The organism is Staphylococcus felis, from assembly GCF_003012915.1.
Taxonomy (GTDB): domain Bacteria; phylum Bacillota; class Bacilli; order Staphylococcales; family Staphylococcaceae; genus Staphylococcus; species Staphylococcus felis.
In genome coordinates this window covers 1,922,870-1,943,190 of the sequence record NZ_CP027770.1, presented here as the reverse complement: position 1 = coordinate 1,943,190, position 20,321 = coordinate 1,922,870, and the positions used below count along the sequence as shown (strand labels likewise).

The window sequence follows — 20,321 nt, the reverse complement described above, 5'->3', positions numbered from 1 at the left end:
TTGTAAAATGTATGAAGTTAAACTCGATGCGTTTAACGGCCCTCTAGATTTATTATTACATCTTATTAATGAATTTGAAATTGATATTTATGATATACCCATGAAAGAATTGACACAACAGTACATGCAGTATGTTCATGCAATGAAACAACTTGAAATTAATATTGCTAGCGAATATTTATTAACTGCTTCTGAATTGTTAATGATTAAGAGTAAAATGCTATTACCTAATAGTAATCAAGACGAATTATTAGAAGAGGATCCGCGTGAAGAATTAGTTGAAAAATTGATTGAATATCAAAACTACAAATCTTATGTGTTAATGCTTAAAGAAAAGCAACAAGAGCGTGATAAAATATATACGAAGCCACAATCTGATTTGTCACATTATGAAAAAAATGAAAATTTGTCTGATGATGTCTCATTAGATTTAACTGACTTAATCATTGCTTATCAAAAACTTAAGACACGGGTTGCTTTAAAAAAACCCACAACAGTTAATATCAAAAAAGAAACATATACGATCCAACAATCGACTCAATATATATATAAGCAACTCGAATGTTCAGACGCGATAACTTTTTTTGATTTATTTCATTTTAATGAGTCAACCGAACATGTTGTGACACATTTTTTAGCACTGTTAGATATGGCAAAATCGGGTTTTATTCAAATTAGACAAATCCAAGCATTTCAAAATATTGAAATCAGTAAAGGAGTTAATTATGTCAACAAACATAGTTGAAGCACTTGCTGCGATTTTATATACAGTGGGTGAAAATGGCATCGATGAAAAGCAACTTTTAGAAACGTTAAATATTAATCAAAAAGAGCTTGAAACTGCATTGAATACAATTCAGTTACCAGGTCTGGATATCCATCAATTTGGACAAGTCTATATGTTAACGACTAAAAAAGAATTAGAACCATACATTGAAGCTTTAATCGTCAATAAGGGGAAAACTAAATTATCTCAAGCCGCAATGGAAGTATTAGCGATTATTGCGTATAATCAACCCATTAGTAGAAGCGAAATCGAATTAATTCGTGGCATTAGCTCGGATGGCCCTGTTAAAACATTAATAGCGAAAGGCTTAATTGAAACAAAATCAACAGCCGAATTACGTGCGCAACAACTTTATACTACAGACTTGTTTTTAAATGTTTTCGGAATCCCAAATCTCGAAGCATTACCGACTACTGATGAGGATGAAGAAGAAATTGAAAGTTTCTTTAATAATCTTGTAAACCAAAAAGGAGAATTTGAATGACAAACGAATTAGAAAGATTACAAAAGCGTATTGCCAAAAGTGGCTATACATCGCGACGAAAAGCAGAAACATTAATTCAAGAAGGGCGCGTTAAAGTTAATAATGTTATAGTGACTGAACTGGGTACTAAAGTACGCCCGTCTGATCAAGTAAGTGTCGACGATGTACCGTTAGAACTAGAGGATAAACTTTATATTTTATTTTATAAACCGACTCAAGTCATTACAAGTGTTTCTGATGACCGTGGACGAAAGGTGGTTACAGATTACTTCGACGATTTAGAAACGCGTATTTTTCCAGTAGGACGCTTAGATTATGATACATCGGGTGTATTACTCTTAACAAATGATGGTGAGTTTACTAACCTTATGACCCATCCTAAATACAAAATCTCAAAAACGTACGTCGCTAAAATAGAAGGTTATATTCTAAGGGAACAAATTAAAGAACTTGAAAGAGGAATTCAACTTGAAGACGGTATAACGCAACCAGCGAAAGTGAAATTAAAAAAGCAAAATAAAGAGAAAAATAGTTCGTTAGTTGAAATGACGATTACTGAAGGGCGTAATCGTCAAGTACGTCGAATGTTTGAATATTTTGGCTTTAAAGTTCAAAAGCTCACAAGAACTTCATTTGGCCCGTTGGATTTAAAAGGGTTAGGTGCTGGCGAAGGACGGGTTTTATCACCGCATGAAGTCAAAACTTTACGTCAATTAGCTCAAAAGGGAGAAATTTAATAATTGCTTCAGTGATATAGATAATCGTTTAGAATTTTGGGTTTTATTATCTTGATGAAATGACTATATGTTATAATGTAAGTTGTTAAATAATATGTCACCATGTGTGGGAGGTAGATCATGATGACTAATAGAATTTTAGTCGTAGATGATGAACATCGTATTAGGAAGCTGCTAAAATTATATTTAGAAAGAGAAGGATATGAGATAGTTGAGGCTAGTGATGGTCGTGAAGCTCTAGATCTCGCACTTAAAAATGACTATGGTTGTATACTTCTAGATTTAATGTTACCTGAAATTGATGGTATTGAAGTTGCCGTACGCATTCGCGAAGCAAAAGATACGCCTATTGTTATGCTTACTGCTAAAGGCGAGGAGAACAATCGTGTAGAAGGTTTTGAATCTGGTGCAGATGATTATATAGTTAAACCTTTTTCACCTCGAGAAGTTGTCTTGCGTGTTAAAGCATTATTACGACGCACACAGTCCTCAGTTTCAGAGCAGAATGAACCTCATACACGTGATGTTATTGAGTTTCAGCACTTAACAATTGATAATGATGCACATAAAGTTTTAGCTGAAGATAAAGTAGTAAATTTAACACCAAAAGAATATGAACTCCTTATATTTTTAGCAAAAACGCCCAATAAAGTTTTTGATCGTGAGCAATTACTTAAAGAAGTTTGGCATTACGAATTCTATGGTGATTTAAGAACTGTAGATACTCATGTCAAGCGCCTTCGTGAAAAGTTAAACCGTGTTTCATCTGAAGCTGCTAAGATGATTCAAACTGTTTGGGGCGTAGGGTATAAATTTGAGGTACAATCTAACAATGAAACGTCTTAATAATGTTGTTGTGAAACTGTGGTTAACTATTATTTTAATAGTAACGACAGTTTTAATTTTACTTAGTGCAGCACTTATTACGTTTATACAATATTATTTCACACAAGTCACTGAAAAATCTTTATACGAAAATGCAGAAAACATTACCAAAGTCATCGAACATAGTGATGATAGAGCACTTGCTATTAAAAATAGCGAAACACTACTCGAAAGTAATATAGGCCTTATCATTTTGCCTGATAAAGCAAATGACATAAAAAAGGACGCTTTAAAACGTAAAATGCTTCATGAAATCAACAATAATAAAGAGTACCGCTCTGTTTTTGATCAAAATAAGCCTAAACTTAAACATGTCACTTTAAAGTATGAGGGACAACAACATACATATGTTTTATTAGGCTATCCTTCAAAAGCAATTCAAGGTGAGCCATCTGCAGTTTTTATTTATCAAGATTTAAATAGCATTGATGATACTAATAATTTTGTGACAATAATTATCCTAATTACTGCTATTGTGTTCTTAGCGATTACAACTATCTTTGCTTTCTTTTTGTCTACACGAATCACTAAACCACTTCGTCAGCTCAAAACACAAGCTAAAGAAGTTGCGCAAGGTCATTATGTGAAAAGGGTGCCTATTTATACTAAAGACGAAATAGGTGAGTTGGCCATGACATTTAATAAAATGAGCCGGCGTATTCAGAGTCACATTAGTGCATTAACGACATCCAAAAATGTGCGAGACACTTTGATTAATTCAATGGTTGAAGGTGTTCTTGGCATCAATCATAAAAGAGAAATCATTTTATCCAATGATTTAGCACATCAAATGCTATTAAAAATGACAAAAGATGATAAATTAGCATTTGATTCTCAAATTGATCAGACATTTAATAACAAGACTACTGAATACCAAGAATTTGAAATCAACAAGCAATTTTTTGTTGTGATTATGACTTATATTGAAAAAATAGAAAATAACGGTAATAGTGGCTTAGTTGTAGTCATAAGGGATATGACCAATGAACATCAAATTGAGCAAATCAAAAAGGATTTTATCGCCAATGTTTCTCATGAATTACGTACACCTATTGCCTTACTTCAAGGCTATACCGAATCAATTGTTGACGGTATAGTCACAGAACCTAATGAAATTAACGAATCCCTGCTCATCGTTTTAGATGAATCAAAGCGATTAAATCGCCTCGTCAATGAGTTATTAAATGTAGCTAAAATGGATGCTGAGGGAATCAATATAACTAAAGAATTACAACCCATCAATAACTTAATTCAAAAGATGGCATTAAAGTATCGACAACAGTCCCATGAATACAATTTAAAACTTCATTTTCAGCTTGATGGAGTAGCTGCACACGATTGGTATTTTGATTTTGATAAAATGGAGCAAGTTTTAACAAATTTAGTAGATAATGCCACTCGCTATACACAAAGTGGAGATGAAATTTCTATTATAGCTAAAGAAGATACTCATTATCACATTTTAGAAGTTAAAGATACCGGTGTAGGTATCGCAAAAGAGCATTTAGAATCAGTTTTTGAACGCTTTTATAAGGTAGATGCATCGCGAAAAAGAGGGAAACAAGGAACCGGTCTAGGTCTATTTATATCAAGAATGATTGTCGAGGCACATGGTGGGTATTTGGATGTTGAAAGTCAAATAAATGAAGGGACAACATTTATTATTAAATTGCCAAAGCCAATCAATATGGATTAAGCATCCTTTTTCGTTTCTAACTTGTAGGAGATAAATCCTTTAAATAATTTTTTTAGAGGGCTACTTTTCCTCCGTTCAAATTAGATTTTACGTTGCATAACAATTGTATTACAAAGGATATTTCTGTATTATAGTGCTATTAAATCATATGATTCATCTTCGGGGTCGGGTGTAATTCCCAACCGGCAGTGAAAAAAGCCTGCGACCCAAAAAATATTCTTGTATTTTTTGGCTGATCTAGTGAGAATCTAGAGCCGACAGTATAGTCTGGAAGGGAGAAGATGGAGGTTTATTTGTGTTGCTTTTTTATTCCTCCAATTCTAGTAAGATGAATGATTAGGAGGATGTATAATGAAACAAAAGCAAACACAAAAGTTAATAGTAGTGGGCATGTTAAGTGCTATATCGTTTATTTTAATGTTTATTAAATTCCCATTACCATTTTTACCACCATATCTTACAATCGATTTGAGTGATGTTCCAGCACTCATTGCAACCTTTACTTTCGGACCTGTCGCAGGACTGTTAGTTGAATTAATTAAGAATCTACTGAATTTCTTCTTTAATATGAGCGACCCTATTGGCCCAGTCGCAAACTTTATCGCCGGTAGTAGCTTACTTTTAACAAGTTATTGGATTTATTTAAAACGAAAATCTACACGTGCTCTAATCATTGGATTATCAGTAGGTATTATTGTAATGACTATTGTTTTAAGTATCTTAAATTATTTTATTTTACTACCTTTATATGGAGCGATAATGAATTTGTCTGATATCGCTCATAACTTAAAAGTCATTATCACTGCTGGTATTATTCCTTTTAATATCATAAAAGGTGTGATCGTTTCGATTGTATTTGTTTTACTTTTCAATCGTTTATCGAAAATATTAAAGCGTTAAAAATATATAATTAATTATAGAAACATACCAAAAAAGCTGCATATAAATCCCAAAATCAGGACCACCCATAAAACGGGTGGGATGCTCACTAATAGATGTACATGATCTGGCATCATATGTCCTTCTATAATCTCCACACCTTTGTATTTGCACAATAACTTTATCATTTCAATAATTGATGGTCTGTATTGATTGTATATGATTTTTCTTCTATACTTTGGAGTAAATACAATATGGTATTTACACATCCATTTTGTATGTGCTAAACTCTTGGCTTTATTAGCCATAACAAATCCCTACTTTCGTTATTAATTTGGCTTGAACACCTTAATTATAACGCTATGCAGGGATTTTTTTAGTATAACTTTTGTTGCCCACCCGCATAGCAGGTGGTTTATTGTTTCGCACGTTTTACGTGCTCAACTGACTGAAGTCATTAATAATAGCGTAGAGATGATTCAATCATGAACTATGATTATGTTAAAGAAAAAGAATTTTATTAATAATCGAAACATAAAGATGTAAGGGGCTTGGACATTAACCTACTCCTAAAGAAAAGTAGAGGAAAATCATTTAAAAAATTCTTCTGCTTTTTATATAAATAATCATATTCTTTAAAAAATAAAACTTTTGCTTATAATTGGTCTCAGTCAAATGACCCCACAGGACATAAAAAATCAATACCAAAATGAAAATTATATTTAAGCCAATTAATACCCTAAAAATACTAACTTAAGAGCCAGTCATTTCTATATAAAATTAAAACAAGAAGATTTTCATTTTTTATTATGAAAATCTTCTTGTTTTGGGTTCTAAGACATATTCATATCCCAGGTCTTCTTCTATCTCTATGTGCTATACTATGTTGTAACGTTAGTAATAGTCTGTATTCAAAATAATTAAAAAAAGAACTTATCATGATGTATGTGAACTTAATGGTTTCTACTTCCTAAATTAAAGGTTAGGACATAGCAGCTTTCCCTTCTAAGAAACCGATAAACGGCGGTCAAACTCTATCCCAACCTTTCTCATTATATGCTTTACTTTTCAAGACTATTTGCTTTACATATATTTTGAAAAGATCTATATCAATCTGTACTAGATTATTAAATGAACTATTTTAATTTGAAAATTATTCAAATTTAAGAGCGTCTCCATCAAATGACTCTTCTTCGACTTTAATAGAGTCAGTAGGGCAACCTTCAAACGCATCTTCTAAATCTTCATATAATTCTTCTGGTACAGGCGTTGTACCTTGATTATCATCGAGAATAACATATGCGATACCTTCATCATCGTAGTCATAAATATCTGGCGCCGCCGCACCACATGCACCACATGCAATACAAGTATCCATATCAACGATTGTATATTTAGCCAATTTTTTCGCCTCCCTTTTCAAAGTACCTTACTAACATTATAATTTCATTGTAGTTATGTATACATCTTTTTTCAATATATTCATTTTAAAGAATAGGAGTATCTATGAATAATTTAATCAAATATGTACACCAACAAGCTATCAACTATAAAACAGAAAAAAGCATATATAATATTATCACAGGAAAAAAATCTCATCAAACATTTTTTGACGCTGTATCTCTTAATTTGCTCACTTTATTTAGCTGTGCCAATCATCTTCGTTTTGAACATTACAAAGATATCGTTGCTACAGCTCATACAAGTGATGTTAAAATACCTACAAGTAACGTAACGACTTATCACGAATTGCAAAATACGTTTATCACTTTGCAATTGCTTATTCAAACACTCTCAAATCGCAAACATCATCAGTCTATGTTTCTACCTATAACATCGAATATAACAATTCATAAGACGGTTAAACATTTATATCATCAAATTAAAAGTCAAAATGCTTTTCAGGATGTTGAAAATGAGATATACCTTTTATTTGAGTCATTATCTGAGAAACAACCTTTAAGTGTGGTACATTATTTTTTATCCGGTTATCAGGAATCAATGTACACTTTTACACAAGTTGGCGCAATACACCAACTTGACGAAGATACTTTAAATGTATACTACTATATTGACTTATTAAACCTCTATGAACTTATTCAGAATTCGCAACACTTTCCATATTTATCCAAATGCTTAGTTTATCCATACGTATCTCAAACCGTGTTTAATACTTATCGATATTTTCGACAAGAGTTAACTCTAAACGATATTGCTAGCAAGTTAAAAGTAACGACAAATACAATTGAAGACCATATACTAGACCTTTATATAAAAGGGTATCTAAGTGATTACACATTATTTCTAACACCGTTTCACAATGAATTCATAAAATATTATCAAAAATATCCATACCAAAAATTAAAACACTATAAATCTGTGTTTGACACGATGTCTTACTTTGAAATTAAACTCACTATTATAGGAATATCGAAAGGAGTTATTTATGTTAGTTGATGATTTAAAGCATTTTTTCGGATTTGATGAATTCAAGCCAGGCCAAGAAGATGTCATAAACTCTATAGTGGCTCATCAAAATACACTAGGTATTTTACCTACAGGTAGTGGGAAAAGTTTATGTTACCAACTCCCAACATATATTAATCAAAAGCCAACGCTGATTATATCTCCACTTATTTCTTTAATGGATGATCAGGTTATGCAAATGCGTATGCATGGAGAACATCAAGTTGTCGCTATCCATTCAGGTTTAGATGGTTCTGAAAGGCGAAGTGCATTTCGTAACATTTCTTCAGCCCGCTTTATATTTGTTAGCCCTGAGTTTATCCTATTACCTCAAAATTTTAAAAAAATAAAATCAATTCAATTCGGGCTCATTGTTCTTGATGAAGTTCATTGCCTTTCCGAATGGGGATTCGACTTTAGACCTCATTATATTCGCATTGGTGAAATTACGAACTATTTTAAAGCTACACCTATTTTAGCACTTACGGCAACGGCAACTGTTAATTTAAAAGATGATCTTGAAAAAGTGACAAATCAAACTTTTAAAATGATTGAATTATCAATGGATAGACCTAATATATCATTTTCAGTTCAACAGCTTTCGAGTTATGATGATAAAGTTGCACGATTACTGTCTCTCATAGAATTTTCCGGTCCAACTATAGTCTATGTTTCTTCTAAGAAAGTATGCTTAGATTTAGCAGAAAAGATATACGCTTCTGGTTTTTTAACCGGGATTTATCATGCCGACCTTTCTTATCAAGAACGCAATACTGTACAACAGCAATTTTTAGCTAATGAAATCCCTATTGTAGTGGCTACAAGTGCATTTGGTATGGGAATCAATAAACCTGATGTACGCACGATTATACATTTTCACTTACCATCAAATCCTTCGAGTTATATTCAAGAAATAGGAAGAGCAGGTAGAGATAATAAGCAAAGTCAGGCTATTGCCTTGTTTCAACCTGATGATCGTTTTTTAATGGAAACACTAGCAACTGGCAACTTAGTCACTCCTTCAGATGTCCAATTATTTCAAGAAGGGATTTTATTGAATCAAGACAAACAAGTCATTATAGAAGAATTAAAACATGTTTTCTCTTTAGATCAACTTAAGACACTATTTGACAATCATCTACAATTAAGAACTAAAGCCTATCAATATATGATGAACTTTGTGCTAACAAAACAATGCAGAAGAGCGACACTCCTTCATTATTTTAAAACGACTCCCAAAACAGCATCCCAATGTTGTGACAGTTGTGAAGCAATCGATGTTCTTACTATTAAAAATAGAAAGAAAGTCAAACGACAAATGGACTATAAAGAAAAATTAGCAAGTTTATTCGAATAGGTGCCAGTTAACTTTACACGTGCTTTTTAAACAAGCTATAATTAATGTATATCAGTTAATATAAACGGGTAATCTTTAGTATCATTCAACTTATATTTTAATGGTGTTCAAAAGATAATATGGATTGTTTATATAGAAAGGGTGGTAAACTTTGTCAAAAGACAATTTTAAAGACGAATTTGAAAAGAGCCGTCAAGAAATTAAACCAAAAAGCGATACACCACGGTCAACACAAAATAAGTCCGACGAAGAACAACAGCGTTTTGATAGGGAGCAACAACAATTCCCACCACGAAGTGCATCTAGACGTCATCGAAAACGTGATAATCAAGAAGGTGAAGCAGCACCTTCAAAACCATCAGATGATTTAAAAAAAGAATCTCACAAGTCATCTAAAAGACCAGGTGCTGCTGGCGGTGTGGTGAATAAAAAGAAAGATAAGACGGCTTCTGAAGATATACCCAAAAATAAAAAGCAAGAAGACAAACCGAAAAAGAATAAAGACAAAGCAGGATTAGCCGGCACTGTTGGCGCGGCTACTACCTCTTCAGCATCTACTACATCAAAAAAGAAAGATGAAAGAGAAAAGTCTCAAAAAGATGAAAATCAAGCAACTCAACAAAATCACAAAAGTTCAAAAAAAGCGTTAGCTGCCACTTCAGCTGGGACTGCAACAGGAAGTGCCGCTCATGAATCGACAAAATCACAAAACGATAAAGCAACTGAAGCTAAAGGTGATAAAGCAGCGACAACTGGTGCCGCTTCAACAGCAAAAGAAGACGAACCAAAAGAAAGTGTCGCAAATGGATCCGGAGGCGTTTTTTTCTCTCGCATATTACCCATTATAGCTGCAATTTTACTTTTGGGTACTCTAGCAATATTTGGTGGCATTTATCTTTTTAACCAAGATCATAACGACACTAACAATCAACAAGTTGCTCAAAAAGAAGATAGTCAATCACAACAAGCTAGCGACAACGATAAATCTTCAGCAGCAGACAAAGAAGACAACAATTCAAAAGAAGACAAGTCTTCTTCAAATCGTGATGATTCATCAAAAGACTCAGAGAATGGTTCAACTAATACTCAATCTGATAACAATGACCCCAATAATACTAACAATGTACAACAATCTCTGAATAATGATCAGCAAGCTAATCAATACCAACAAAACAACCCCTATGACCCAAATGCTCAACAAAACCAAAACGTTGGTAATCAGACACATACAGTAAGTGGCCAAGAAAACTTATACCGTATCGCAATACAATATTATGGTAGCGGTACACCTGAAAACGTCGAAAAAATAAGACGTGCCAATGGTTTAAATGGAAATAATATAAGTAACGGTCAGCAACTTGTCATCCCATAATATATAGTCATCAAACCTCATTAGGGGCTAGGACATAAATATCTCAGTAATCGAAAAACTTCAAGGGTTTCGTAAGAATTTACGAAAACTCTCGAAGTTTTTCCTTTAATTAGATGGTACGAAAGTGTCTTTTTTAAAATATAATAATGAAAGATGACATCCATAAATGAAGTATTGATGACGAGACTCCTGAGGCTGTCCAGTTATACGCTAAGACGCTTTTTGATTAAAAATCATCTTAGCGCTGTTTATTTTGGGATCGAGGTCCCAGCTTATTTTTCTTGTGCTAGCATAAGAAGATGCCATCTACAAAACCATAGCTATAATACTACGATGTATTTGAACACCTCAATTCACTACAGATAAAAATTTTTTCATTTAGTTCCTTAACAAAAGTTGTTATAATATTCACAGATGAAAAGACAAGATGTCTTATGATATACAGTGCTAGTATGAAAAATTAGGAGGCAAAACTGTTAACTAATGTAGCACAAAGGTAGATACTTTGTATTTTAGGACATGTAGAATATTTATAAAACAACCCTCAATCACTTATTAAAAATCTCACATGTAATAATAAAGTCCTAAAAACCTTATCTTAGTAACAGTATACGTTATGAAAACTGTTGAAAGTATTATTATTGGCGCTGGCCCATGTGGCTTAAGCGCTGCGATTGAACAAAAGAAAAAGGGGATTGAAACACTCATAATCGAGAAAGGGAACATTGTAAACGCCATTTACAATTACCCTACTCACCAAACGTTTTTCTCATCAAGTGATAAGTTAGGTATCGGTGACGTACCGTTTATAGTAGAAGAACTCAAACCAAAACGAAATCAAGCGCTTGTGTATTATCGCGAAGTTGTTAAACATCATCAGCTAAAAGTAAATGCATATGAAGAGGTATTAACCGTTAGAAAAATTGATGATCATTTTACTATTACAACAACAAAAGATGTCTATCAATGTCGCTTTTTGACTGTTGCGACTGGGTATTACGGACAGCATAATTCGCTAGATATAGAAGGCGCGACACTTCCTAAAGTTATGCATTACTTTAAAGAGGCACACCCATATTTTGATCAAGATGTTGTAATTATTGGTGGGAAAAACTCTGCAGTAGATGCTGCAATAGAGCTAGAGAAAGCAGGTGCTCGAGTGACTGTGATATATCGTGGTGACACATATTCTCCATCAGTTAAGCCCTGGATTTTACCTAACTTTGATTCCTTAATAAGACGAGGAAACGTCAAAATGCATTTTAATAGCTTAGTGACGCAAATTACAGAAGATAGTGTCACTTTTGAAACAAACGGCAAAGAGAAAACGATTGCTAATGATTATGTCTTTGCGATGATAGGTTACCATCCTGACTATGAATTTCTCAAAACCATTGGTATCGATATTCATACGAATGAATTTGGCACTGCTCCTGTTTATAACAATGAAACTTTTGAAACTAATATAGAAAACTGCTATATTGCAGGTGTAATCGCAGCAGGTAACGATGCGAATACCATTTTTATTGAAAATGGAAAATTTCATGGTATTCACATTGCCCAAGATATCATATCTAAAAAGCAAAGCCCTCTAGAATCATAGTGACTCATTAGTCGATGATTCAACTCTAATTGATTGAAATAAAGTTAACTTATTAGGCTCTATAGTAAATCGGACTGGTGTATAAATAATTTCATTTATTTGATTGTTCCATAAAGCCTCGTTTTTCTAGGCGCCTCAGAAGTCTCGGCTTAGGAATCAATCAAATGTGCTATATTTATTCACACCCCTAAGTTATAAAGTATGTTTTGCCAACTCAATTTTACTGATTTATGTTGTATTAAAAGAGGCATTAATGTTCAAGACTTTATAATCACACAACGAAAAAGGCGTTAAGCAATCCATTATTGCATAACGCCTTAATTTAATGCGACCAGTCCAATTTGACCGAGAGCCACTTATTAAAAGTATGCTTTATTTCAATCTTTTTTATATCAATTTCACAAAAATTTTCTGAATATGTAATACATTTATACGTAATACGCTTGCCAATAATTTTAAGACCTTCCCTCATGCATACTTATTCATAAAAATAACGCGCCAAATCCTCTTTATGAAATTGGTTACTTAATGCAACAAGTAATTTTAATCTCGCTTTAGGCCCATTTAACCCATTCGAAAAAATAACACCTTTTTGGTATAAATCATTTCCGCCACCATCATATGCATAAACAGGACTAACTATGCCATTAAACGAACGAGATACCACTACAATCGGTATTTTTTTCTTGAGACATGCATTCAATCCTTTGAGTGCAGCAGGAGGGATATTGCCTTGTCCTAATGCTTCAACTATTAAGCCATCAATTTCTTTTTCGGCGTAATATTCGAGTATTTCACTTTCCATACCCATATGCGCTTTAACTAGCGCTATATTTAACTCTGGGTTGATATTTTGAAGATGTCGATGAGGGTTAGGTTGGTGATGAAATTGAATCCCAAATTTTGTAATGATACCCAATGGCCCATGATTAGGACTTTGGAATGTATTTGTATTTGAAGTATGTGTTTTAGTCACATTTCTTGCTGTATGAATTTCATCATTAAAAACAACCATAACACCTTTATGATTAGCTTCGTCAGTTATCGCGACACGAATTGCAGATATAAAATTATAAAGGCCATCTGATCCGATTTCATTTGAAGAACGCATTGCACCTGTTAAAATGACTGGTTTAGTCGTTGAAAGTGTTAAATCAAGTAAAAATGCTGTTTCTTCTAATGTATCAGTACCATGAGTGATAATAAATCCATCATAATGCTTTGAGTTTTGCTGATTTTCAATTACTGACTTTAATGTTTTAACATGATTGATGGTGATATGCGGGGAGGGAACATTAAATGGCATTACCTCATCAATCAAAGCATACTTCTTAATAATATCTTGGTGTGTCGCAATAGGGTTAGTGGAATTAGTACTAACAGTATTAGACTCATCTTCAGACATACTTATCGTTCCTCCCGTATGTATCACTAATAACTTTTTCACTCTATCTCCTCCTCGATATTTGTTTACTTATTATGATAAGATAATAATAAACAAACAACAATAAGGAAGGTAAAGAATGACAGCTATAAATATCGCATTAGATGGCCCAGCAGCCGCTGGAAAGAGCACGATTGCCAAACGTGTAGCTTCAAAATTAGGAATGATTTATGTAGATACAGGGGCAATGTACCGTGCAATTACATTTTATTATCTTAATCAAAAACAAAACTTTACAAACTTCAAAGATTTAATTAGCCAAATTAATTTAAAATTAGGTTACGATGAAAAAAAAGGGCAACGTGTCTTTATCAATGATTCTGACGTAACAGATTTTTTGAGAGAAAATGATGTGACTGAACATGTTTCATACGTTGCCTCTATCGAAGAAGTTCGTTCATTTTTAGTGGACGCTCAAAAGCAACTCGCTAAGGAAAAAGGGATTGTCATGGATGGTCGTGATATCGGAACTACTGTACTTCCTGATGCTGAAGTGAAAGTATACATGATTGCTTCGGTAGAAGAGAGAGCTCAAAGAAGACTTAAAGACAACGAATTAAGAGGGATTGAGTCTACTCTAGAACAACTCAAGAAAGATATTTCTAAACGAGATGAATATGATATGAATAGAGAAATATCTCCACTTAAAAAAGCACAGGATGCTATCGAAATTGATACAACTGGACTTTCTATTGATGACGTGACAGAAAAGATAATCGATTTAACAAAGCCGTATTGTTAAATTTATTCTAACTAGTCTAAATTTCTTGACAATTCAACGCGTTTATAAGATGTTATTATTATGTAGTAGTATAAGGAGGCATTCATGATGACTGAAGAATTCAATGAATCAATGATTAACGACATTAAAGAAGGCGACAAAATAACTGGTGAAGTTCAACAAATTGAAGAAAAACATGTTGTTGTTCATGTGAATGGTGGGAAATACAATGGTATTATCCCTATAAGCCAACTCTCAACACATCACATTGAAGATGTTAATGAAGTAGTTAAAGTTGGCGATGAAATCGGGGCGTATGTGACTAAGATTGAAGTTGATGAAGAGAATGAAACAGGTAGTTATATTCTTTCAAAACGCCAATTAGAAGAAGAAAAATCATACGAATATTTACAACAAAAACTAGACAATGATGAAACAATTGAAGCTAAAGTAACTGAAGTCGTAAAAGGTGGATTAGTAGTAGACGTTGGACAAAGAGGATTTATTCCAGCATCACTCATTTCAACTGATTATATCGAGGACTTTTCTGATTATGAAGGCAAAACACTTGAGTTAAAAGTGGAAGAGCTTGACCCTGAAAACAACCGCGTCATTCTGAGCAGAAAGGCTGTAGAAGCTGCTGAAAATGCGAAGAAAAAAGAAGCGTTGTTGCGCTCTATTAAAGCTGGAGATGTTATCGAAGGTAAAGTAGCACGTTTAACAAATTTTGGTGCTTTTATCGATCTTGGTGGTGTTGATGGTTTGGTACACGTTTCAGAACTGTCACACGAACACGTAAAATCTCCAGAAGAAGTAGTTAGTATTGGCGATACTGTTCAAGTTAAAGTACGTTCTGTTGAACAGGATTCTGAACGAGTATCTTTATCAATTAAGGATACTTTACCAAGCCCATTTGAAACAATTAAAGAAAACTTTAACGACGGCGACATTGTCGAAGGAAAAGTGATGCGTCTAACTAACTTTGGTGCTTTCGTTGAAATTGGGGCTGGCTTGCAAGGTTTAGTTCATATTTCTGAAATTAGCCATGAACATATTGGAACGCCTAGCGAAAAACTAGAAGTAGGCCAAACTGTTCAAGTTAAAATCTTATCAATTGATAGTGAAGCAGAACGAATTTCTTTATCAATTAAAGCGGCGTTACCTAAAGAAGAAACAAACGAAGCTAACGAAGAAACAACTCAAAAATATACTAATCCTTCAAATGAGGAAGACAACAATCCAACACTTGGTGATGTCTTTGGAGATAAATTCAAAAACTTGAACTTTTAAACAAATTGATTCGTCAATAACTATAAAAAGTAAATACGTATTCGCACAGGCTTGAAATTTTGGATAATCCTTTCAAATTTCAAGCCTTTTAGTATGCCCTTCAGAGCTCATAACCCATACAAACTTTACAGTCTATGATATAAAGCATATAATGAATTGTCGCAATCAAAGAGTTGAGATGATTTGGAAGATAATGGATATTCTTGACATTCTTTTTAATTATAAACTAGCTCATGATATAATGAAATTAAATTTAAATGAATCAGTGCTTCTATGCGTTCAGATGATGCGCTAGAGCGAGAATGATATTGATAGAGAGGAAGAACTTTTATGACGAAACCTGTAGTTGCAATTGTAGGCCGTCCGAACGTAGGAAAGTCTACAATTTTTAATCGTATCGTCGGTGAACGTGTATCGATAGTTGAAGATACGCCTGGAATAACGAGAGATCGAATTTATTCGAGTGGCGAGTGGTTGACACATGAATTTAATATAATTGATACTGGAGGCATCGAAATTGGAGATGCGCCATTCCAAACGCAAATTCGTGCCCAAGCTGAAATTGCAATCGATGAAGCGGATGTCATCATTTTTATGGTAAATGTTCGAGAAGGCATTACTCAAAATGATGAATTAGTCGCACAATTACTGTATAAATCTAATAAACCAGTCGTCTTGGCTGTTAATAAAGTTGATAACCCTGATATGAGAAATGATATTTATGACTTTTATGCTTTGGGCTTTGGTGAACCATTTCCACTATCAGGTTCACATGGCCTTGGGTTAGGTGATTTATTAGAAGAAGTTGCCAAACACTTCAAGGTAGATGAGCCTGATCCTTATGACGATGATACAATACGCTTATCACTTATAGGACGCCCGAATGTTGGAAAATCAAGCTTAATTAATGCAATCCTAGGCGAAGAACGTGTTATTGTTTCAAATATTGCAGGGACAACTCGCGATGCAATTGATACCGAATATTCGTATGATGGACAAGATTATGTATTAATCGATACAGCTGGTATGCGTAAAAAAGGAAAAGTCTATGAATCAACTGAAAAATATTCAGTTTTACGCGCATTAAAAGCAATTGAACGTTCTAATGTTGTATTAATTGTATTGGATGCAGAAGAAGGTATTATCGAACAAGACAAACGCGTCGCAGGTTATGCTCACGAAGAAGGTAAAGCTATCGTTATAGTAGTCAATAAATGGGATACAATAGATAAGGATAGTCATACGATGAAGAAATTTATCGATGATGTTCGTCAAAATTTTCAATTCTTAGATTACGCTCAAATTGCGTTTGTTTCTGCTAAAGAAAGAACACGTTTAAAAACATTATTCCCTTATATTAATGAGGCGAGTGAAAATCATAAAAAGCGCGTTCAAAGTTCAACCCTTAACGAAGTCATCACCGATGCTATTGCTATGAATCCAACACCAACAGATAAAGGACGTAGACTCAAAGTATATTATGCTACACAAGTGGCAATTGAACCACCGACATTTGTGGTCTTTGTCAATGAAGTAGAATTGTTACACTTTTCTTATAAACGTTATATTGAAAATCAAATTCGAAATGCATTTGGTTTTGAAGGTACGCCTATTCACATTATTGCTCGTAAACGTAATTAACATATGGAGGGGTAGTTATGACTAACGTAACTGTATTTGGAACTGGGAGTTTTGGCACAGCGTTAGCAAATGTTTTAGCTGACAATGGCCACAATACTTTAATGTGGGGTAAAACATTAAATACAGTCAATGAAATTAATGAAAAGCACACGAATCATTCGTATTTACCTGATGTTACACTAAACACAAAAATTGCTGCAACAAATCAACTTGAAACAGCTGTTCAACATTCTGATATTTATCTTATAGCTCTACCAACTAAAGCTATACGCGAAGTCACACAGCAAATTGATTCACTATTAACAACTCAAAAATACTTTATACATGTTGCAAAAGGTATCGAAAACGAAACCTTCAAACGTGTATCCGAAATTTTAGCTGAATGTATTAGCCCTAATAATAATGCCGGTATTGGCGTTTTATCAGGACCTAGTCATGCAGAAGAAGTTGTTTTAAAACAACCAACGACTGTAGCTGCTTCATCAAGTAATAAGGAACTGCGTCAACTTATACAAGATTTATTTATGACCGACTACTTACGTGTATACACAAATGATGATTTAGTCGGCGTCGAATTAGGTGGCGCACTAAAAAATATTATCGCTATTGCAAGTGGCGTATTAGTAGGCCTTGGATATGGCGATAATGCAAAAGCAGCACTTATCACACGTGGTTTAGCCGAAATAACGAGATTAGGTGTCAAACTCGGTGCTGATCCGCTTACATTCCAAGGATTAGGTGGAATTGGGGACCTTATCGTAACTTGTACCTCGACGCATTCTCGTAACTTTACATTAGGCTATCAATTAGGGAAAGGGAAAACATTACAAGATATTTTAGATGAAATGAATATGGTAGCTGAAGGTGTAAACACAACCCAATCAGTATATAATTTATCAAAAAAAGTAAATGTGGAAATGCCTATTACAGAAGCACTTTATCGTGTATTATTTGAAAATAAACCTGTAGCCGAAGAAGTAAAATGCTTAATGGGACGCACTAAAAAATCTGAATAAAGGTATCAATTTAAAGGATTTTCTAGAATAAAACTGATTTTTTTATAAAAATCCCAATAAATCAACGTTTTTAATATATAAATCGTTGCAGTATATGATAACCATGTGTTAAAGTCATACCATAATGATAAATGCATATCATTATACATAACCTTTGAGGAGGTGAATTGAAATGAACAAAACTGACTTAATCAACGCAGTAGCTGAACAAGCTGATTTAACTAAAAAAGAAGCTGGACAAGCTGTTGATGCTGTTTTTGAATCAATTCAAAAATCATTAGCTAAAGGTGAAAAAGTACAATTAATCGGCTTTGGTAACTTCGAGGTACGTGAACGTGCTGCACGTAAAGGACGTAACCCTCAAACTGGAAAAGAAATCGACATTCCAGCAAGTAAAGTCCCTGCATTCAAAGCAGGTAAAGCATTAAAAGACGCGGTTAAGTAATTGTCTTATTAAAAAGCCCTATTTAGGGCTTTTTTCTTTTTTAGAAACAAACTAAACCAATATATTACGCCATATAAGCAATTTAACGATAAACACATACCATCTGATACCCAATCAACTTTACACACATCTTAAATAATTCAGATTTCAATTTTTACATGATAATGTTAATATAGAGAGTGATTAAAATTTGAGGTGTAGCATATGAATAGTTCTTTTAAAACGCTTGAAAATCAAATCAATATCATTTTAGCGCAACTTCCACAACCTAATAATTTAATAATCAATTATGAGTTTAGTCTTATTTTAGATAAGTTGAACATTCCCGAAACAGCAAAAACTGCTTGCTTGTCGATTGATACAGCTATGAAACATTTAGATCGCATTAGTTACTACAACTATGACCGTGATGCTATATTAATTGGTGATTTATTAAGCGCGCATTATTATCAATTATTATCAGAACTTGAAGATATCACATTTCATATGCGTATGAGTCAAACTATTATTAAAATTAATGAATTAAAGTCTCATATTCAACATTCAAAAAATGATTTATCAGATTATGAACTTTATCACACGATTTTCAAAATAGAAACAATGGTTATTGGCACACTTAATGATATATTTAACCTAAATCAAGATGTATCACATATATACGAACAAATCATGAATCAACTCAAAGTGGAGCACCTTACATATTTAGTTCATCATACGGAAGACGAAATTAGGGCAATTATTGATATTTTACAAAACAAACAATTTTTAATGGAGACGAAAATATAATGACAAATAAAGCAAATAAAGAGCAAGTATATAAGGTATTTCAAAATATCTCTAATAAATACGATAGTCTTAATAACATTATTAGCTTCGAACAACACAAAGTATGGCGTAAAAAGGTCATGAAATCCATGGACGTTAAACCTGGATCTATTGCTTTAGACGTTTGTTGCGGTACGGGTGATTGGACTATTGCTTTGAGTAAAGCTGTCGGTCATACTGGTGAAGTCACAGGTGTCGATTTTAGTGAAAATATGTTAAAAGTTGCAGAAGAAAAAACTGAAAACATAAGCAATATTCGTCTTGTGCAAGGAGACGCGATGGACTTACCCTTTAAAGACAACACTTTTGACTATGTCACTATTGGTTTCGGTTTGCGCAATATTCCAGATTATTCAAAAGCACTTTCTGAAATGTTCCGTGTATTAAAACCTGGTGGAATGGTTGTATGTCTTGAAACAAGTCAGCCTACATTTCCTATTTTCAAACAAATCTATAAAGTGTACTTCAAATTTGTTATGCCACTTTTTGGAAAGTTTTTTGCAAAGTCTAAAGAAGAATACGAATGGTTACAACAATCAGCTTTTGATTTTCCAGATCGAAAAACATTAAAGCGTATATTTGAATCAGAAAACTTTCAAAATGTCAAAATACGTAGTTTTACAGGTGGTGTTGCAGCGATGCACTTAGCTTATAAACCTAAATCGATTTAATA

19 protein-coding genes, 1 pseudogene and 1 riboswitch are annotated in these 20,321 nt (G+C 33.5%); of the genes and pseudogenes, 17 read left to right on the top strand and 3 right to left on the bottom strand.

Features of this window, described 5'->3' with window-relative positions; all coding sequences use genetic code 11:
* Window positions 1–7: 7 nt before the first annotated feature.
* From C7J90_RS09055 to C7J90_RS09030, 6 genes are all read left to right on the top strand, one after another.
* Window positions 8–745 (top strand): segregation and condensation protein A, encoded by a 738-nt coding sequence (locus C7J90_RS09055; protein WP_103210167.1) that lies wholly within the window; start codon window positions 8–10, stop codon window positions 743–745.
* Window positions 726–1,271 (top strand): SMC-Scp complex subunit ScpB, encoded by a 546-nt coding sequence (scpB, locus tag C7J90_RS09050; protein WP_103210165.1) that lies wholly within the window; start codon window positions 726–728, stop codon window positions 1,269–1,271. The genes C7J90_RS09055 and scpB overlap by 20 nt, the downstream gene beginning before the upstream one ends.
* Complete coding sequence (locus tag C7J90_RS09045) at window positions 1,268–2,008, top strand: pseudouridine synthase (protein ID WP_103210163.1); 741 nt, start codon at window positions 1,268–1,270, stop codon at window positions 2,006–2,008. Before scpB ends, C7J90_RS09045 begins: the two co-directional genes overlap by 4 nt.
* 123 nt (window positions 2,009–2,131) lie before the next feature.
* Window positions 2,132–2,854 carry a response regulator gene (locus tag C7J90_RS09040; RefSeq protein ID WP_103210258.1) on the top strand — a complete coding sequence of 241 codons (723 nt, stop codon included), beginning with the start codon at window positions 2,132–2,134 and terminating at the stop codon, window positions 2,852–2,854.
* Window positions 2,841–4,589 (top strand): sensor histidine kinase, encoded by a 1,749-nt coding sequence (locus tag C7J90_RS09035; RefSeq protein WP_103210161.1) that lies wholly within the window; start codon window positions 2,841–2,843, stop codon window positions 4,587–4,589. Before C7J90_RS09040 ends, C7J90_RS09035 begins: the two co-directional genes overlap by 14 nt.
* Before the next feature lie 151 nt (window positions 4,590–4,740).
* Window positions 4,741–4,876, top strand: a riboswitch (FMN riboswitch).
* Between the two features lie 64 nt (window positions 4,877–4,940).
* A complete protein-coding gene (locus C7J90_RS09030) occupies window positions 4,941–5,489 on the top strand; it encodes an ECF transporter S component (RefSeq protein ID WP_103210159.1) in 549 nt (182 codons plus the stop codon).
* A gap of 41 nt (window positions 5,490–5,530) precedes the next feature.
* On the opposite strand, the pseudogene tnpA reads toward C7J90_RS09030, so the two are convergent.
* Window positions 5,531–5,776: pseudogene (gene tnpA / locus C7J90_RS09025) on the bottom strand (IS200/IS605 family transposase); the annotation flags it as partial.
* 845 nt (window positions 5,777–6,621) lie between these two features.
* Window positions 6,622–6,870, bottom strand: a complete 249-nt coding sequence (locus tag C7J90_RS09020) for a ferredoxin (protein WP_014613875.1) — start codon at window positions 6,868–6,870, stop codon at window positions 6,622–6,624.
* A gap of 104 nt (window positions 6,871–6,974) precedes the next feature.
* Between C7J90_RS09020 and C7J90_RS09015 the strand changes: the two genes are divergently transcribed.
* From C7J90_RS09015 to ypdA, 4 genes are all read left to right on the top strand, one after another.
* Window positions 6,975–7,925, top strand: coding sequence for a helix-turn-helix domain-containing protein (locus C7J90_RS09015; RefSeq protein WP_103208907.1), 951 nt, complete (start codon window positions 6,975–6,977; stop codon window positions 7,923–7,925).
* Window positions 7,915–9,291: a RecQ family ATP-dependent DNA helicase gene (locus C7J90_RS09010; RefSeq protein WP_103208908.1), complete on the top strand. Its 1,377-nt coding sequence runs from the start codon at window positions 7,915–7,917 to the stop codon at window positions 9,289–9,291. The genes C7J90_RS09015 and C7J90_RS09010 overlap by 11 nt, the downstream gene beginning before the upstream one ends.
* 151 nt (window positions 9,292–9,442) lie before the next feature.
* A complete protein-coding gene (locus C7J90_RS09005; protein WP_103208910.1) occupies window positions 9,443–10,663 on the top strand; it encodes a LysM peptidoglycan-binding domain-containing protein in 1,221 nt (406 codons plus the stop codon).
* Window positions 10,664–11,279: 616 nt separating this feature from the next.
* On the top strand, window positions 11,280–12,266 hold the full coding sequence (ypdA, locus tag C7J90_RS09000; RefSeq protein WP_103208912.1) for a bacillithiol disulfide reductase YpdA: 987 nt from the start codon (window positions 11,280–11,282) through the stop codon (window positions 12,264–12,266).
* 478 nt (window positions 12,267–12,744) lie between these two features.
* Here the strand turns inward: ypdA and C7J90_RS08995 are convergent, their stop codons facing one another.
* Window positions 12,745–13,713: an asparaginase gene (locus tag C7J90_RS08995; RefSeq protein WP_103208913.1), complete on the bottom strand. Its 969-nt coding sequence runs from the start codon at window positions 13,711–13,713 to the stop codon at window positions 12,745–12,747.
* A 76-nt stretch (window positions 13,714–13,789) separates the two neighbouring features.
* Between C7J90_RS08995 and cmk the strand changes: the two genes are divergently transcribed.
* The 7 genes from cmk (at window position 13,790) to C7J90_RS08960 (ending at window position 20,319) form a co-directional block, all read left to right on the top strand.
* Entirely contained in the window at window positions 13,790–14,452 is a 663-nt protein-coding gene (gene cmk, locus C7J90_RS08990; protein ID WP_103208915.1) for a (d)CMP kinase, read from the top strand.
* An 87-nt stretch (window positions 14,453–14,539) separates the two neighbouring features.
* Window positions 14,540–15,721, top strand: coding sequence for a 30S ribosomal protein S1 (rpsA, locus tag C7J90_RS08985; protein WP_103208916.1), 1,182 nt, complete (start codon window positions 14,540–14,542; stop codon window positions 15,719–15,721).
* Window positions 15,722–16,051: 330 nt separating this feature from the next.
* Entirely contained in the window at window positions 16,052–17,362 is a 1,311-nt protein-coding gene (gene der, locus C7J90_RS08980; protein ID WP_103208918.1) for a ribosome biogenesis GTPase Der, read from the top strand.
* Between the two features lie 17 nt (window positions 17,363–17,379).
* Entirely contained in the window at window positions 17,380–18,378 is a 999-nt protein-coding gene (locus C7J90_RS08975) for an NAD(P)H-dependent glycerol-3-phosphate dehydrogenase (protein ID WP_103208920.1), read from the top strand.
* Between the two features lie 172 nt (window positions 18,379–18,550).
* Complete coding sequence (locus C7J90_RS08970; protein ID WP_103208922.1) at window positions 18,551–18,823, top strand: HU family DNA-binding protein; 273 nt, start codon at window positions 18,551–18,553, stop codon at window positions 18,821–18,823.
* 204 nt (window positions 18,824–19,027) lie between these two features.
* The gene (locus C7J90_RS08965) at window positions 19,028–19,609 is read left to right on the top strand and encodes a heptaprenyl diphosphate synthase component 1 (protein ID WP_103208923.1); all 582 of its coding nucleotides are present in this window, start codon (window positions 19,028–19,030) and stop codon (window positions 19,607–19,609) included.
* Window positions 19,606–20,319: a demethylmenaquinone methyltransferase gene (locus C7J90_RS08960; RefSeq protein ID WP_103208925.1), complete on the top strand. Its 714-nt coding sequence runs from the start codon at window positions 19,606–19,608 to the stop codon at window positions 20,317–20,319. The genes C7J90_RS08965 and C7J90_RS08960 overlap by 4 nt, the downstream gene beginning before the upstream one ends.
* The last annotated feature ends 2 nt before the right edge of the window (window positions 20,320–20,321 follow it).

Bases quoted from the DNA above. Each gene is read 5' to 3' on its own strand.
- C7J90_RS08970 (WP_103208922.1), top strand. From the start codon at position 18,551: ATGAACAAAACTGACTTAATCAACGCAGTAGCTGAACAAGCTGATTTA.
- C7J90_RS09055 (WP_103210167.1), top strand. From the start codon at position 8: ATGTATGAAGTTAAACTCGATGCGTTTAACGGCCCTCTAGATTTATTA.
- C7J90_RS09040 (WP_103210258.1), top strand. From the start codon at position 2,132: ATGACTAATAGAATTTTAGTCGTAGATGATGAACATCGTATTAGGAAG.
- C7J90_RS09015 (WP_103208907.1), top strand. From the start codon at position 6,975: ATGAATAATTTAATCAAATATGTACACCAACAAGCTATCAACTATAAA.
- scpB (WP_103210165.1), top strand. From the start codon at position 726: ATGTCAACAAACATAGTTGAAGCACTTGCTGCGATTTTATATACAGTG.
- C7J90_RS08965 (WP_103208923.1), top strand. From the start codon at position 19,028: ATGAATAGTTCTTTTAAAACGCTTGAAAATCAAATCAATATCATTTTA.
- C7J90_RS09035 (WP_103210161.1), top strand. From the start codon at position 2,841: ATGAAACGTCTTAATAATGTTGTTGTGAAACTGTGGTTAACTATTATT.
- C7J90_RS09030 (WP_103210159.1), top strand. From the start codon at position 4,941: ATGAAACAAAAGCAAACACAAAAGTTAATAGTAGTGGGCATGTTAAGT.
- cmk (WP_103208915.1), top strand. From the start codon at position 13,790: ATGACAGCTATAAATATCGCATTAGATGGCCCAGCAGCCGCTGGAAAG.
- ypdA (WP_103208912.1), top strand. From the start codon at position 11,280: ATGAAAACTGTTGAAAGTATTATTATTGGCGCTGGCCCATGTGGCTTA.
- der (WP_103208918.1), top strand. From the start codon at position 16,052: ATGACGAAACCTGTAGTTGCAATTGTAGGCCGTCCGAACGTAGGAAAG.
- C7J90_RS08975 (WP_103208920.1), top strand. From the start codon at position 17,380: ATGACTAACGTAACTGTATTTGGAACTGGGAGTTTTGGCACAGCGTTA.
- rpsA (WP_103208916.1), top strand. From the start codon at position 14,540: ATGACTGAAGAATTCAATGAATCAATGATTAACGACATTAAAGAAGGC.
- C7J90_RS09045 (WP_103210163.1), top strand. From the start codon at position 1,268: ATGACAAACGAATTAGAAAGATTACAAAAGCGTATTGCCAAAAGTGGC.
- C7J90_RS09010 (WP_103208908.1), top strand. From the start codon at position 7,915: ATGTTAGTTGATGATTTAAAGCATTTTTTCGGATTTGATGAATTCAAG.